At 40.2% G+C, this 17,639-nt stretch carries 3 protein-coding genes, 2 tRNA genes and 3 rRNA genes; all 8 read left to right on the forward strand.

Features of this window, described 5'->3' with window-relative positions; translation table 11 throughout:
- Positions 1-41: 41 nt before the first annotated feature.
- A complete protein-coding gene (locus FHK89_RS00510) occupies positions 42-1,532 on the forward strand; it encodes a DUF58 domain-containing protein (RefSeq protein WP_230655713.1) in 1,491 nt (496 codons plus the stop codon).
- 12 nt (positions 1,533-1,544) lie between these two features.
- Positions 1,545-4,418 carry a transglutaminase family protein gene (locus tag FHK89_RS00515; protein ID WP_230655714.1) on the forward strand — a complete coding sequence of 958 codons (2,874 nt, stop codon included), beginning with the start codon at positions 1,545-1,547 and terminating at the stop codon, positions 4,416-4,418.
- A 963-nt stretch (positions 4,419-5,381) separates the two neighbouring features.
- Positions 5,382-6,915 (forward strand): 16S ribosomal RNA (locus FHK89_RS00520).
- Positions 6,916-7,071: 156 nt separating this feature from the next.
- A tRNA-Ile gene (locus FHK89_RS00525) sits at positions 7,072-7,148 on the forward strand.
- A gap of 5 nt (positions 7,149-7,153) precedes the next feature.
- Positions 7,154-7,229 (forward strand) — tRNA-Ala (locus tag FHK89_RS00530).
- Between the two features lie 361 nt (positions 7,230-7,590).
- Positions 7,591-10,446, forward strand: a 23S ribosomal RNA gene (locus tag FHK89_RS00535).
- A gap of 143 nt (positions 10,447-10,589) precedes the next feature.
- A 5S ribosomal RNA gene (gene rrf, locus FHK89_RS00540) occupies positions 10,590-10,703 on the forward strand.
- Together the 16S, 23S and 5S rRNA genes with 2 tRNA genes alongside form the textbook arrangement of a ribosomal RNA operon.
- A gap of 303 nt (positions 10,704-11,006) precedes the next feature.
- Positions 11,007-17,546, forward strand: a complete 6,540-nt coding sequence (locus FHK89_RS14865) for a VWA domain-containing protein (protein WP_268992891.1) — start codon at positions 11,007-11,009, stop codon at positions 17,544-17,546.
- The last annotated feature ends 93 nt before the right edge of the window (positions 17,547-17,639 follow it).

The following is a 17,639-nucleotide window of genomic DNA, read 5'->3' on the forward strand; positions in this document are numbered from 1 at the left end:
TTAGGGAGGGGGCAGAGTATTTTAAATAGGGAAATGTTGTCATGTTAAACCACACCAATACCAGTGAGCCTAGCCAATTAGATGAACTGGTGGCACAGCTTGAACCCATTTTAAAGCATATTAACCTACATCGGTTTTTATGGGGGTTTATTGTGGTGTGTGCCTTTATTGCATGGAATCGGGGCTTAATGCTGTTATATGCATTGGTGGCGTTTTTATTGGCAGTGATGTTGGTCAGCTATGGCTTTTATTTTATTAACCTTAAAGGCTTATCGCTACGGGCAAACCTACCGCATGACAATGTATTAGCAGGGGAAGATTTTGCCGTTACCGTCAGTTTGCAAAGTCAATGGACAAAGCATTTTTTAGCCATCTATCTACCAATGAGTAAAGAATATCAAGACCCACGCCTTGCTCAACTATATCAATCACATCAGTCACAACTAAATAAAGCCAACAATTCACAGCCTATTGTACCTCTCGTTCAAACCACGTTTCGCCTATTTATCTTACGCAGTCAACATACCCAATCGTTTGAATGTATCGGGCAATTGCCACGAGGTGTTTATCGTTTATCTACAGTTCAGATAAGTTGTGCCTATCCATTGGGCATTGTCAGCACTCAGCAAAGTTTTGATATTGATGGTTTTATTTTCGATGGTGCGGACGAAGGTAGTAACAATAAAGTTTATGTGTTACCGCGTTGGTTTAGCGTTGCCAATCTACCCAATCATTGGGCAAACAGTGTGGGCGTTGGTAACTTACCTTCACGCCATAAAGGACAGCATGATGAATTTGCTGATGTGCGACCTTATCGCCGAGGTGACGCCTTTAAAACGGTGCATTGGGGGGCAAGTGCCAGACAGGTCAGTCGTGGGCAAGATTTGGTGGTCAAAGAATTTGACGCATTGGATAAACCCAGAATATTAATTTTGCTTAATCAATTTGATATTCGTGAGCCTCAAGCCTTTGACACCATGATTAGTATCGCCTTATCAATGGGTCATCATCTAAACGGACAAGGGTTTGGTGTGCATTTATTGGGATTTGACGCCCCGTTTAACTCACTCACAGATTATTGGCAAATCCAACTGACCGAGCAGACCCACCCCACCAGTGATGTGTTAAGAAAATTGGCAGAAATTGATGGTTTTTATCCAATGACAACAATGGCAACAGGTAATAGCTTGAACAGTTCCAACAACCAAAATAATAACTATGGTGCATTTATTAGCACTGCCTTAAATAAATTTTCGCAAAGTAACTTGCTTATCAGCTTTTATGCGCATACGCCAATAACTAAAAATTCTGGCTCTACAGCCAGTCATTCCCATTGCCAACATTGCCATATCTATTTGGATAAAACCACCCAACAAAATCATTACCAACAGTTAAGTGACAATATCAGTGTGTATCGTATTCAGCCCAACTCAACGCTTGAGCAACTGGCAGAAGTGTTTGGTGGCAAAACGTTTGACAATGTTGGTAATCATCAAAACGAACAAGCAAAACCAACACAACAACAAGGATAATGGGGAAAACAAATGAGCCAAACCTATATCCGACCCAACACACAAAGCAATATGCAGAACAGCTTACAGAATCAGCCCCAAGAATGGCTTTTAGAAGACTTTGCCATTCATCTGTGGCTGTCTGCATTGATTGCCGTTGGCTTTGCAGGGGCAGTTTTTGGCTTATTTGGTATTGGATTTGCCGTTGTGATGTTTATCGTGGCATTTGTTGCCAACTTTTTTAGTTTAAATTTTGCCTATGAATACCGAGAACAAAAAAATGCCCTAAAACAACCTGCTGACGCCTGTGCCGTATTGGGATTGGCGGTTTTATTTATCTTATTATTTGCCCAAGGCTTAATCGTTGCCTTATTGGGTATGCTGTTTTTTTTACAACTGGCATTAAACCTAAATTTTCGTGAACATCGGCAAGTTTACTTTGGGCTTATCATCGCCTTTGTCGCCTTAATGGGCGGGGCAGTGCATACCTTTTCCACAGGTTACCTATTTTTTATTCTCTTATTTTGTGTCTTTGCCTGTTTTTATCTGGCGTCCGTATTTGTGGATAAACAACGCTATCTTAATCCAATTGATAACAATATTTCGCAAATTGCTAACCACCATACTGGTACAAACAGCAGTATCAACCATAGCAATAGCAATTATAATAACAGCCAAGAGATGGTCTATATTGGGCAATGGCGTTATCGAGAACGGCTTATCGTTGCCGTCATTATTAGTGCTGTTGCAGGCTTTCTCTACCTTGCCACCCCTCACTTTAGTGCAGGCAATTTAGGCTCAGTGCCATTAAAAGGCTTTCAACAATATGAAAATAGCACCCTTGAACAACAAATCCTACCTGCCAATGCCGACCTAAGCGATAGCTTTTATGACGAGCCGACTAATAGTAGTGGCAACAACACAGGCAAACAAGGTCAAGGACAAAATAACAGCGCACATAAAATGGGTAACAAAAATTCTCCATTTGGCAAACCCGCTCAACCTGTTAATGTGGATAACGGTGCTAATAGCAGTGACGGCTCAGCAAACTCTGATGCAAACAATGTGAATATCGGGCAATCCTCATGGCTAGATGACAGCATTTATTTTTATGTTAAATCCGAACGCCCACGCTATCTACAAAACCGCACCCAAACCTATTTTGATGGTGCGTCATGGTACAGCCTACAATATGGTTGGAAAAAACTGACGGGTGAGCGACAAACCTATTCTTTATACCCTGACAAACCAAACGCCAACATTGACATTCAAGTGGTCAAAGACAATGGACAACAGCACCTACTAACCACTGATAACACCGTTGCTGTTAGCTTTCCCAATAGCTGGCTTGCCACCAACTATTACGACCAAGTCAAAGCAGGCAAGCCCTTAAGCAAAGACACCCAATATCAGCTACAAGTGGTGGACGAATACCAACACAACCGCCTGATTGACCGTCATCAAGCCAAACCTGACAGCAAAGACTTACAATTACCTAATAACCTTGACCCAAGAATTGCTAAGCTGTCGCAACAAATCGCCGCCCCATATCGCAATGACTGGCAAAAAGCCCAAGCCTTAGAAAGCCACTTGCGTAATAACTATCAATACACCCTAGCCACCTTGCCCAACCAAAACAACATTCCATTAACCGACTTTTTATTTGGCAGTAAACAAGGGCATTGTGAATATTTCGCCACCGCCTTAGCCGTCATGTTACGACAACAACATATCCCTGCACGTATGGTTACAGGTTACGTTGCCCAAGATTACAACCCCATCACAGGCTATTATGAAGTCAAAGGCACAAACGGACACGCATGGGTTTCTGCTTATATTGATGGGCATTGGGCTGTATTTGAAGCGACAGGGGCATATCAACCCCCTAACCAAAATCCTGCACAACAGCAAGCCGAGCAACGGCAACAGGCACAACAACAAGCTGAGCAAATAGCAAAGCAATCAGAGGCTAACAGTTCCACAAATCAATCTGACCCATTAAACCGTGCTAATGACAGCTTTAATAGCAATTCTAATAATGAGCTTAATAACAATAGTGACAATAGCGATGACAGTATTGATGACAACAATACAATAGATATAATTAATGAAAATATTAGCGATGTTAATAATAGCAATGAGTCAGCCAGTGACAACATCAATAGTGATAATATCAGCCTACCACCGCCACAAAACACCCATACCGCCATCAAAGACTACCTAGAAAATATCAACCAACAACAAAACCTAGTCAATGATAGCCTCACAGAAAATCAGCGTCAGCTTAGCTGGTCAGAACAGCTTAAATTTTGGGCATATCAATTTTGGTATCAACTTATCTTACTGCTCGACTACCTGATTATATTGCTTAAAAAGGCACTATGGTTTTTAGCCATATTTGCTGTCATTGCTAGTGGGTGTTATCTGCTGTATCGTCAACTATATAACCCCATCATGGACAAAATTGACCTATACCGCCTAAAGCGACTCACCTTTGAGCCAGACTCAAATACAGACAGCGACCATAGCCAAAACGAGCAACTAAAAACCTACCTACACCAAAGTATGCACCTATATCAACGTATGCTTACACGTCATGGCGTTCGCCGTCCACGCGGACAAACCATCGACCAATTTAGCCAATACCTACAAAAGCACCAACTCATCGACGCACAGCAACAGCAGTACCTAAGCCAACTGGTCAATAGCAATTTTTACCTAACCGAGCCATTACAGACCGCCACAGTAGCAACAGTAAAAGACACTCACGCAGTGCCAAAATTTATTATTACCCTATACCGCCAAGGCCTAAAGCACCTACAACAGCACCCCATACAACAAACAAAACCGACAGACCTACTATCAAGCTCACTCTCAAAGCTACGCAGACGAAGACAGCCTAACTAACTTACTACTAAACTTACTAAAGAATAAGTAGTAGCTAATCCTGCCATACGCTTGTATCTGTCTTGTCGATGGCGTACGGACTAACGTGACTAGCCGTGTTCCATCTAAGCGAGCGACCACAGCTAGCCACAGTCCGTAACGCCATCGACTACAACAGGATACCGCTACTGTCAGGGCTAAAAAGCCATATTCAGACCGACCCACACCTTAATAATAACTACCTAACTAAGGCAACAACCCCAAACCCAAGAACTTTTCAAAACTTTTTTTGCAAAACCGCTTGACCCGTCCTTAAAACCATATATAATACGCAGCCTGTTAAGAGGGAAGGCTAGCTTGAGGAATTGAGTTAAGCGAATTATTTGAAAGTTGGATAGAGTAAGTTTAGAGATAAACAAACTAACCGGCTAAAAATAAAGATAAAAAACTTCTTGACACTGAGGAAGATTAGCGTATAATACGCACCTCATCGGGACGAGCTAGACACTTTAATAAAATGATTAATTAATTGTTGAGTGAAAGAGTTTAGATTGAAACGAAGAAAAAAGAATTGAAAATAAAGCTTGACAGATATTAAAAAGATGATATACTGAATGGCTCACTAAATAAGATAACTACTCTAAATATGAGTACTTCAAATTGAAGTTAAAACTATCTTAGTTTAGGCATAACATACAATGGACGACATTGTATGTCAACTATTTAAAAGCTAAAACTAAAGAACAACTTGTGTGGATTTTTGCTGATTTAGGATGCTAAAAATTAAAGTTGGGTTATTTTCAATATTAAGTTATTGGAAGTAGGACTAACTATAAAAAATTATCATTCTTTAAGGCAAAAAAACTCAAAGTTAATTCATTATGAAACATACGAAGAGCAATAATTGCCAGTATCCTATTTATAGGATAACGATTAAAGAATGAGCCAAGATTAGGAATCATCTTAAAAGATTCCAAGAAGATTAAACTGAAGAGTTTGATCATGGCTCAGATTGAACGCTGGCGGCAGGCTTAACACATGCAAGTCGAGCGATGATTATCTAGCTTGCTAGATAAGATTAGCGGCGGACGGGTGAGTAATACTTAGGAATCTGCCTAGTAGTGGGGGATAGCTCGGGGAAACTCGAATTAATACCGCATACGTCTTACGAGAGAAAGGGGGCTACTTGTAGCTCTCGCTATTAGATGAGCCTAAGTCAGATTAGCTAGTTGGTGGGGTAAAGGCCTACCAAGGCGACGATCTGTAGCTGGTCTGAGAGGATGATCAGCCACACCGGAACTGAGACACGGTCCGGACTCCTACGGGAGGCAGCAGTGGGGAATATTGGACAATGGGGGGAACCCTGATCCAGCCATGCCGCGTGTGTGAAGAAGGCCTTTTGGTTGTAAAGCACTTTAAGCAGTGAAGAAGACGCTACGGTTAATACCCGTAGTTGATGACATTAGCTGCAGAATAAGCACCGGCTAACTCTGTGCCAGCAGCCGCGGTAATACAGAGGGTGCAAGCGTTAATCGGAATTACTGGGCGTAAAGCGAGCGTAGGTGGCTTAGCAAGTCAGATGTGAAATCCCCGGGCTTAACCTGGGAACTGCATCTGAAACTGCTGTGCTAGAGTAGGTGAGAGGGAAGTAGAATTTCAGGTGTAGCGGTGAAATGCGTAGAGATCTGAAGGAATACCGATGGCGAAGGCAGCTTCCTGGCATCATACTGACACTGAGGCTCGAAAGCGTGGGTAGCAAACAGGATTAGATACCCTGGTAGTCCACGCCGTAAACGATGTCTACTAGTCGTTGGGAGACTTGATCTCTTAGTGACGCAGCTAACGCAATAAGTAGACCGCCTGGGGAGTACGGCCGCAAGGTTAAAACTCAAATGAATTGACGGGGGCCCGCACAAGCGGTGGAGCATGTGGTTTAATTCGATGCAACGCGAAGAACCTTACCTGGTCTTGACATACACAGAATCCTGTAGAGATACGGGAGTGCCTTCGGGAATTGTGATACAGGTGCTGCATGGCTGTCGTCAGCTCGTGTCGTGAGATGTTGGGTTAAGTCCCGCAACGAGCGCAACCCTTTTCCTTAGTTACCAGCGGTTAGGCCGGGGACTCTAAGGATACTGCCAGTGACAAACTGGAGGAAGGCGGGGACGACGTCAAGTCATCATGGCCCTTACGACCAGGGCTACACACGTGCTACAATGGTAGGTACAGAGGGCAGCTACACAGCGATGTGATGCGAATCTCAAAAAGCCTATCGTAGTCCAGATTGGAGTCTGCAACTCGACTCCATGAAGTCGGAATCGCTAGTAATCGCGGATCAGAATGCCGCGGTGAATACGTTCCCGGGCCTTGTACACACCGCCCGTCACACCATGGGAGTTGATTGCACCAGAAGTGGGTAGCCTAACTTAGGAGGGCGCTCACCACGGTGTGGTCAATGACTGGGGTGAAGTCGTAACAAGGTAGCCGTAGGGGAACCTGCGGCTGGATCACCTCCTTAAAGACGGCATTCGGTCAGCAAGAATTCACAACAAGTTGTTCTTTAGTTTAGCGGAAAACGCTTTAAGCTTTAGAGGCGAGACCTCTAGAATTTTCCCTTTAAGGAAAATTCTCTTGCGCTCGGATTGAAGCAGTGCTTCAATTATTTCCTCGCTCAGGGTCTGTAGCTCAGCTGGTTAGAGCACCGTGTTGATAACGCGGGGGTCATAAGTTCAAGTCTTATCAGACCCACCATATACGGGGCCATAGCTCAGTTGGTAGAGCGCCTGCCTTGCACGCAGGAGGTCAGGAGTTCGACTCTCCTTGGCTCCACCACATATAAAGCAAAAGCGAAGAGAGATAAAACGAAATAAACCAGAATCAAATAATTTAGATTTAGTAGAGATACTAGATAAGTAAGAGATTATTTCATTCTGTTTTATACAGAGAAGAATATAATGACCTGACGAAGGCATTGTAATTATTTAACAACATAGATATGAGTCTGGGTTAGTAGTGGTGTGTCTAACATCATTATTAACCTGATAATCAACCTTTAATGACATCGAATGTTATCCCAAGGGTTGATTATCGAAAGTAAAGAGAACTGAATCAAGCGTAACAACAAGGTGATATCGTTATCATTACGACAAAGACTTTAATTAGATTTAGAAATAAAGACTAATTGGGGTTGTATGGTCAAGTAATGAAGCGCACATGGTGGATGCCTTGGCAGTCAGAGGCGACGAAAGACGTGACAGCCTGCGATAAGCTTCGGGGAGGCGGCAATATCCTGTGATCCGGAGATTTCTGAATGGGGAAACCCACTTAGCATAAGCTAGGTATCTTGTACTTGTACAAGAAGCGAACGAGGGGAAGTGAAACATCTCAGTACCCTTAGGAAAAGACATCAAAAGAGATTCCCCAAGTAGCGGCGAGCGAACGGGGAGAAGCCGACGGACTCTAATGTAGAAGAACAGTGTGGGAAAGCTGACCATAGTGGGTGATAGTCCCGTATTCGAAACATTAGAGGAAGCATATTAAGTAGTGCGGGACACGAGAAATCCTGTATGAAGATGGGGGGACCATCCTCCAAGGCTAAATACTCCTGACTGACCGATAGTGAACCAGTACCGTGAGGGAAAGGCGAAAAGAACCCCTGTGAGGGGAGTGAAATAGAACCTGAAACCGTGTGCGTACAAGCAGTGGGAGCGGATTTATTCCGTGACCGCGTACCTTTTGTATAATGGGTCAGCGACTTATATTCTGTAGCGAGGTTAACCGAATAGGGGAGCCGTAGGGAAACCGAGTCTTAATAGGGCGAATAGTTGCGGGGTATAGACCCGAAACCGAGTGATCTATCCATGAGCAGGTTGAAAGTGCCGTAACAGGCATCGGAGGACCGAACCCACTGTCGTTGAAAAGCCAGGGGATGACTTGTGGATAGGGGTGAAAGGCTAATCAAACTCGGTGATAGCTGGTTCTCCCCGAAAGCTATTTAGGTAGCGCCTCGGACGAACACCATTGGGGGTAGAGCACTGTTTCGGCTAGGGGGTCATACCGACTTACCAAACCGATGCAAACTCCGAATACCAATGAGTGATATCCGGGAGACACACGGCGGGTGCTAACGTCCGTCGTGGAGAGGGAAACAACCCAGACCGCCAGCTAAGGCCCCAAATTCCTAGTTAAGTGGGAAACGAAGTGGGAAGGCACAGACAGCTAGGAGGTTGGCTTAGAAGCAGCCACCCTTTAAAGAAAGCGTAATAGCTCACTAGTCGAGTCGGCCCGCGCGGAAGATGTAACGGGGCTCAAACTAGGAGCCGAAGCTGCGGATTTGAAAATTGTTTCAAGTGGTAGGGGAGCATTGTGTAAGCCTGTGAAGGTGCATTGTAAGGTGTGCTGGAGGTATCACAAGAGCGAATGCTGACGTGAGTAACGACAATGCGAGTGAAAAGCTCGCACGCCGGAAGACCAAGGGTTCCAGTCCAACGTTAATCGGGGCTGGGTGAGTCGACCCCTAAGGCGAGGCCGAAAGGCGTAGTCGATGGGAAATTGGTTAATATTCCAATACTTGTTTATGATGCGATGGAGGGACGGAGAAGGTTATGCCAGCTCAGCGATGGTTGTCTGAGTGGAAGGATGTAGGTAGACAGTTTAGGCAAATCCGGACTGTTAATACCGAGATCTGATAGCAAGCTGTACATGTACAGCGAAGTGGCAAATACCATGCTTCCAGGAAAAGCTTCTAAGCAATAGTCATAAACGAATCGTACCCGAAACCGACACAGGTGGTCAGGTAGAGAATACCAAGGCGCTTGAGAGAACTCTGCTGAAGGAACTAGGCAAAATGGTACCGTAACTTCGGGAGAAGGTACGCTGTCGATGGTGAAGGACTTGCTCCGTAAGCTATTGACAGTCGCAGATACCAGGCTGCTGCAACTGTTTATTAAAAACACAGCACTCTGCAAACACGAAAGTGGACGTATAGGGTGTGATGCCTGCCCGGTGCTGGAAGGTTAATTGATGGGCTTAGCGTAAGCGAAGGTCTTGATCGAAGCCCCAGTAAACGGCGGCCGTAACTATAACGGTCCTAAGGTAGCGAAATTCCTTGTCGGGTAAGTTCCGACCTGCACGAATGGCATAATGATGGCAGCGCTGTCTCCAGCAGAGACTCAGTGAAATCGAAATCGCAGTGAAGATGCTGTGTACCCGCGGCTAGACGGAAAGACCCCGTGAACCTTTACTACAGCTTTACATTGAACTTTGACCTGACTTGTGCAGGATAGGTGGGAGGCTTTGAAGCAGATACGCCAGTATTTGTGGAGCCAACCTTGAAATACCACCCTGGTCATGTTGGGGTTCTAACTCAGATATAACAATATCGAGGACAATGTATGGTGGGTAGTTTGACTGGGGCGGTCTCCTCCTAAAGAGTAACGGAGGAGTACGAAGGTGCGCTCAGAACGGTCGGAAATCGTTCAAAGAGTATAAAGGCAAAAGCGCGCTTAACTGCGAGACCCACAAGTCGAGCAGGTACGAAAGTAGGTCTTAGTGATCCGGTGGTTCTGTATGGAAGGGCCATCGCTCAACGGATAAAAGGTACTCCGGGGATAACAGGCTGATACCGCCCAAGAGTTCATATCGACGGCGGTGTTTGGCACCTCGATGTCGGCTCATCTCATCCTGGGGCTGAAGCAGGTCCCAAGGGTATGGCTGTTCGCCATTTAAAGAGGTACGCGAGCTGGGTTTAGAACGTCGTGAGACAGTTCGGTCCCTATCTACCGTGGGCGTTGGAAATTTGAGAGGATCTGCTCCTAGTACGAGAGGACCAGAGTGGACGAACCGCTGGTGTTCGGGTTGTCATGCCAATGGCATTGCCCGGTAGCTACGTTCGGATGGGATAACCGCTGAAAGCATCTAAGCGGGAAGCCTACCTCAAGATTAGATTTCCCTTAAGAGCCGTTCAAGACTAGGACGTTGATAGGCAGGGTGTGGAAGCGCAGTGATGCGTGTAGCTAACCTGTACTAATTGCTCGATCGGCTTGACCATACAACACCCAATTGGTTTTGTATTAAAAGTCTTGATAACGATTTTATATTAGCTTGTTTTACTTATATTATTATTAATAACTAAGTATAAGCTTGATTTAGTCCAACACAACATACTTTAAGACTCATATCTATACCCCCTTTGCTGACGACAATAGCACGATGGAACCACCTGATCCCTTCTCGAACTCAGAAGTGAAACATCGTAGCGCCAATGGTAGTGTGGTTCGCCCATGTGAGAGTAGGTCATCGTCAGCTCCCTATACCTAAAACCCCCCTTTAACTTATGTTAATGGGGGGTTTTTCTTTGCCTGTATTTTATCCTTTCTCTAATAAATTAAATTTTTTAATATATAATAATTTCACTATATTTTTTATAAAAACATGATAAATTATGTAATTTAGTGTAATTATGTTTTTAAAGTTATGTTTCAATCTATATAGATTGAGAGAATTATTAATAATAATGACTGATATTTATGAAATATTTACAGTCTTTGTTGTAATGATAAACCATAGTGATTGTCTATAAATTTTTACTAACCATAGATAGGATAGAAGATGAAAAAATTAGTTATTAAACAAATAGATAAGAATGGCTCTGTTAAAGAAGTTGAAATTAATGATAAATATATAGAGATAGATGCGATATCAAAAGTGAACTATCTTATTGTTGATGCAGTGACTCATAAGTCTCCAAGAAATATCAAAGCTCAGCATTTAGGTGATGATTTAATGATCACATTGGATAGTGGAGAAGAAATAAAGATTAATAACTATTTTGATTATGGGAATAGTCAAGTTTTAGGTGAGGTAGGAGATTATTATTATCCTTATAATCTTGATAGTGAAAAAAATATTAACTTATTAAATAGTCTTTCAGATGGTGAAAGTTCTATACAAAGTCTAGGTGGTAGTCAGTATACAACGCCTTGGTGGCATACACATGCACATGCAGAGAATAGTGTTTTATTTGGTAGCTTGGCAGCAGTCGGGCTAGGTGGTTTACTATTGGGTAGCCACAATAAAGATAAGAATGATAACAGTGATGCTAGCGATAGCAAACCTCACAATGCCCCCCCCAGCGACATCACCTTAAATAACAGCAGTGTGGCAGAAAATAATGCCGGTGCCATCATAGGTAATCTAGCTACCATAGATCCAGATGCGAATGATACGCATACCTATACTGTTAATGATGATCGTTTTGAAATTGTTGATGGTAGCTTAAAGCTAAAAGATAGCATTAGCTTAGACCATGAGGCTGCAGAGAAAATAGATTTGGTTATCAGCAGTACTGATAAAAAAGGTAATGTTTTCACTAAAGATGTCAGTATTAGCGTCAGTGATATCAATGAAGCACCCAGCGATATTACCTTAGATAATAGCAGTGTGGTAGAAAATAATGCCGGTGCCATCATAGGCAATCTAGCTACTATAGATGTAGATGCGAATGATACGCATACCTATACTGTTAATGATGATCGTTTTGAAATTGTTGATGGCAGCTTAAAGCTAAAAGATGGTATTAGTCTAGACTATGAAGCTGAAAATACAATTAATTTAACCATTACTAGCACAGATAGTAACGGATTACAGTTTTCGACCATTATGTCCATTAGTGTTGATGATATACAAGAATCAGGAGTTGAGCAGCTAAAAAATGTCTTAGATGATCAAAGTAATACTTTTGTTGCCTCTGAGAAAGATGAGAGAAACTTTATTATCAACTCTATGAAAGGTAATGATGTTATTAAAACAGGCAGCAAAATTGATATTGTGAGAGGAGGTGAAGGTATTGATGAAATAGCGACAGGTGATGCAAATGATGCAGTAGTTATAGTTGGCATAACCAAAGGGATTAATTATAAATATTCTGATATCACGAATGCTGGTGGTTCTGGATATAATCTTTCTGATATATTAACTTTAGAAGAACTAAAAGATAAAGAAGTTTCTGATATCTCAGCAGGTGATAGTGTAGATGGCAATGAAGGTAATAATACTCTTATAACTTATGGTGAAGTTGATTTAACAGAAGTGAGTTTAAAGAATATAAATTTAATAAGAGCGGAATCTAGTGATATCTATATTACTGCTCAGCAGTTAAATGAACTTGGTCCTTCTGTTATTAGCGCTGATGGTGATTGTCATCTGATTATTACTTCAAGAGACTCAAATGATGTTGTTGTAGATTTTTCTAAAAATACAAATTTACATCTATTTAAAAATATAACGATAGGTGAAAATGTTTTATTAAAAGTCAATATGATAGATCTTGATAATACTCAAAGTATTATGGGGCAAGGAACTTTACAGATTGTTGATGAATATATAGATCTGACAAACATGAATGTTTCTATTAAGCTATTGGATGGTAATGGTTTAGAGTTAAATCCAGTTGATTATAAGGCTAACGCTATAGAAGGAAAATTTATTTTAGGTACTAAAAGCAATGATGTGATTGATGGAACTGATTTGGCTGATCGATTATATGGTGGTAATGGTGATGATGTTATAAATGGTGGTGATGGTAATGATGTATTACGTGGTGGCGCAGGAGTTGACGAACTAAATGGTGGTGCAGGTGATGATGCCTTTATTATTGTTGGAGACGTTAGTACAGGTGGTAAAATTGATAATGAAGCAGATAATTTAATATTAGGACATCCCATAAGTGAGCTTAATGGTTTAGTTTTCAATGACGATGAAGATGGTGCAAAAGAAATAATTCGTGGGGGAGAAGGAGACGATACTTTATATGTTATAGGTACGGCTGATATTAGTAATTATGATATTACAGGTATTGAACATATTGAGATTCGTTCTGATGTCTCTACATCTGTTAAGCTACTACAAAGTGGTGCAACATATAATGGAGATTTAAGTAGTACTTTAAGAATTCTGCCAAATAAAGATGGTGAACCTATTACTTTAGATTTATCTAAGGTAAATCTAAGTGGTATGGGACATATTAGTATACATAAAGATGTGACTGTAAAGTTGGAAAATCTAGAACAGTTGGGAGGGGCATCTATATTATCAGGTGAAGGTAATATTATCATTAGTGATACTGATAATGTGCATTTTACGGATAAATATACCTTAGCAGATTCTCTAAAAATAGTTGATGCATCAGGTAACAATGCTAGAGGGGAGGCTGAAATACTTGATGGTGTTATTACACATTTTGCAAATGAAGTAATAGGCAGTAATAAAAATGATTTCTTAGAAGGAACAGATCTTGATGATGAGTTTTATGCCTTTGATGGTGATGATGTCATGTCAGGTAAGCTTGGTAGTGATACATTCCATATTTATGGTAGTGGCAAAAAGACTATTTTAGATAGTAACAATCCTCTGAAAGATAGTAATGATATTGATACATTAGATTTTTCAGTTGCGACTGAAAGTATTAAGATGAATCTATCTGAGTTTCAAGGAAGTATAGGAGATAAGACGCAAATTCAATTGGGGGCACAAGGTGCGAAGGGTGTGGCAGAAGGCGCTTCAGCAAAAACTAATATAATGCTCATTATTGATGACTCAGGTAGTATGAGTGGTACAAATATTGCGAAAGTTAAAGAAGCTGTAGATAAATTATTAACAAATTATGAAAATTTGGGTGAGGTTGCAGTTCGATTGGTAAGATTTGGTAGTAGTGGTTATTATGATACTGATGAGACAAATGGGTGGAAATCATCAGATGAAGTGCGAGTAGCTGTTAATAATCTATATGGTAATAGTGGTGGGACAAGCTATGATAATGCTATGCAAACGGCAAAGCAGGCATTTGTTAGTGGACAAAAAAACAACTATTTTTCTGGAGGTAGAAATATCTCATTCTTCTTGTCTGATGGAGAGCCAGATCATCCTGTTTACAATTTGGAAGAAGATTGGGAAAATTTTGTTATTGAGAATGATATAACCTCATATGCCATTGGTTTTGGAGGATTGAATAGTAAATATAATCTTGAGCCTATATCATTTGATGGTGTCAAAGTTTCTGATATTGCGGCTGATCATGAAGTCGGTGAAATACCTGCCCTATTAGAAACTGAAATAAATAAACTGACAGAGACCTTAATTGAGATTGATAAAGTTGATTTTATCGAAAAAATTATTGGCTCAGATTTCTCTGATGAGTTAATTGGTAATAGCTTGGATAATATACTTGAAGGTGGCAAAGGTGATGATCATTTAGTTGGAATGAATGGTAATGATGTATATAAAGGTGGTGAAGGGGTTGACACAGTTATCTATGATAAGAATATAGCTGAATATAAAATAGAATGGAGTGAATCCAAGGCTACTATAAAAGATTTAGTAACCAATGATGTTGATGAAATTGATAGAAGTATTGAGATACTCAAATTTAAAGATCAAGACATACAAACTGCTGATAAATTTCTAAAATTGGAAGGTATTAATGATCCATTCCCTAATTTATTAATGTCTAAGTTTGCAAATGCAGCTTATGTTGGTAAAGATGATGATGTAAAACAGCTTACAGACGATGGTTGGAAATTTTTAAATCATCAAGATTTTGCTGTAGATGGTAAATATTTTAATAATGATAATAATGTTGTCCATTTTGAAAATGGTGGTCAGGCATTAGTGAATGGAACTTGGACGGATGTTCATAGTGGGAGTAATAGTAGTAATATACATGGTTCAGGGGGGGCAGTTGTAGCAAAGCGTGGGGATACATTAGTCATATCTTTTCGAGGAACTGAAGATATTTCTATAAATGAACTTACAAGTAAAGATGATAAGGGTATTTTTAAAAATATAGAGGACTCTATTAAACCTTATGCACCATTGGCTCGTGGGTTGATGAACTTAGGACTAAAAAATAAATATTCATCAGATTTAGATCTAAAGAATGGTCTTGATAATATATCAGATGATAAACTTACTGCAGTAGCTGCAGATATAGTTGAGTTTGCATCTAAGTTAGTAGTGCTCAAGCAAATAGATGGAGCTGTAGATGGTTTAAATATGGTTACAACTAACCCTTATGTGAAGTTTGCAAAAGCATTACTAAGCACAGCAGGTGCTAGTGCTAAAGCATTATTAGTAGCATTGAGCAAGATATCTTATGATGATTTACCTGAAACGGACTCAACAGGTTGGGTGGACCAAGCTTCTCATTATGCAAAATTTAAGCCCTTACTTGATGGTATTAAAAGTTATGTAGAGGATACTAATAATGAGGTCAATAAAATCTTTGTCACTGGTCATAGTTTAGGCGCTGGTATGGCTTCTTGGTATTTATCTGATCCAAATGGTGCACAAGCATTAATATCAGAAGGCATTGAGGTAAAAGGTTTTCCATTTGCCACACCAGGTATAGCTGATATAAATGCTTTGAATCATAAAGCAAAGGATGATGTCATTAGAGTCGAGACTGCTAGAGACATTGTTCCAGATACAACAGATATTTTTGCAGATGCTATATCACACTTGCCTAGTAATAATAGTATTAAAAGTCTTTTTATTAATCAACTTGGCTCACAATATAATGTTGTAATTGATTCTAGTATGATACCTAATGTTGGTGAAATCGCAGGAACAGGAAGAGAAGGTTATCATGCTATGGAGAACTACAAAACCTATGTACAATATCTTGAAGATGTTGGTTTTAATAAAGATTTAACTTTTTTAAAATATTTGAATAATGAATCTTTGTTTACTGCTGATATTTCTTATTCAACACGACCAGTGCTATCTACTTTTTTAGATTGGTGGGATAAGAATTCTTCACCCTCTAAAAATTATCAAACAGCTAACGCTGATATAACAGGTGACTATGGTGCAATGGTAAGAGAGCAGTTAGTAGCAGAAAAATATTCTGAGAATGATATTATCATTGGTACGAATAATAATGATACGCTTATCGGAGATGGTAGAGGATCTGTTAATGGTACCAATGATATTTTTTATTTAGGTACTGGAAGGGATACTGTTTATGGTGATGAAAAAGGTGATGATGATGGTGGGTTAGATACAGTTGTATATGATTTTTCTAATACCTTAATTGCTAAAGATAAGTTATCTGCTGCTATAGTTACTGGAGATTTTTATCAGGATAGAAAAAATCTATTTTCTGGAATGCAAAAAGTTTCTCTAAAATTAGATGATGGTGTAGATACGTTGTATGACATTGAGCAAATCCATTTTGTAGATCAAGCTTCCAATGATATCAATCTATTAGCAGGTACAAGTGGTAATGACACCATTGATGGTATGGGTGGTAATGATTATTTATTTGGTGGTGCTGGTGATGATACTTTTTATGATAAAGCAGATAGTGGTAATGATCGTATCCATGGGGGTGCGGGTAAGGATACAGTTGTTTATGAAGGTAAGGGTTTCGGAAATATAAAGCATGTTGGTACTGTCATTCAGCTAACATTAACAGATGGTAGTGTTGATACGCTTTATAGTATTGAAGAAGTAGTATTTAATGGTGAAAAATTTAATATTAGTAGTCTAAGTCCAATGAAATTGGATACTGATGAAGATGCAATATTAGCTTTGTATCAGCCTATTTTTAATTATAAAGGGCTGGACTCTGAGGATTTAAGTGTATATGGTAAAGTAATCAAAGAAAATGGTAAGATTGTTGGGTTGGAGTATGAGCTAAGAGATAATGATTTAATTAGTGATGATCATTGGTGGGTGCATATTTCTTTAGGTGAGGATTTATTACCGACTTATTTTATTTCTGAAACTGGTGGACCAGTTGCAGACAATAGGGTTCAAGTGCGTAATGCTTTTGATTCCTCTTTGCAGTTTGATGATACTCATGTTGAAGTATTTGTACAGGATAGTGATCTATCACACTATAGAGGAACATATGTTGATCATTATAGCATAGGACTCAGTGATGTTCTTACTTTAGAAGACTATATTGTAAAAACTGAAGGTTTTAAAGATAATGATTGGGACTTTAGTGACAACGCTGCTGGACTTTCTATACATTATGAACAGTCTAACACACCTAAGCTTATTGGTTTAGAATCTGGTCAAATGGAAATGGGCTTTTTGTTCCAAGGTACTAATCTTGCTGATCTAGGTCATTTTGATTTGATCTAGGTTATTTTGATTTTATCTAATAGATAAGTAGTTAACTAGTGTATATGTATAAATCTCAACCAAATCTGACAAGTATACTTTTAATAATACTTG

Origin of the sequence: Psychrobacter sp. I-STPA10 (assembly GCF_021012795.1) — a bacterium.
Taxonomy (GTDB): Bacteria; Pseudomonadota; Gammaproteobacteria; order Pseudomonadales; family Moraxellaceae; genus Psychrobacter.